The organism is Halomonas marinisediminis (assembly GCF_004347715.1).
GTDB lineage: Bacteria > Pseudomonadota > Gammaproteobacteria > Pseudomonadales > Halomonadaceae > Halomonas > Halomonas icarae.
On sequence record NZ_SLTR01000306.1, the window covers coordinates 1 to 290 of the forward strand.

The window sequence follows — 290 nt, forward strand, 5'->3', positions numbered from 1 at the left end:
GTGTATCCCCGCCTCGCCCGAATGCAGGATCTCGCGCCCGAACACGACCCGCGCGAACTCCACCGCCATGAAGCCGAAGGCAATGGGGAAGGAAATCGTCAGCAACCAGCGCGGGTAGAAATAGGCCCGCACGTCGAAATCATTGCGCTCCAGGTTGCGCAGGCACAGCTCCACGCCCTTCCAGGCCAGCACCACGCACACCAGAACGCACAAGAGCGCCACGAACCGGCTCACCACCTGCCGCAGCCCCTCGGGCAAGGCGGCGGTGACAAGCTCGATATGCACGTGCC

At 64.8% G+C, this 290-nt stretch carries 1 protein-coding gene; it reads right to left on the reverse strand.

The genetic code is table 11. The features are described from left to right. On the reverse strand, nucleotides 1-290 hold a 290-nt coding region (locus E0702_RS16800), incomplete at both ends, for a TRAP transporter small permease subunit (RefSeq protein WP_132045697.1).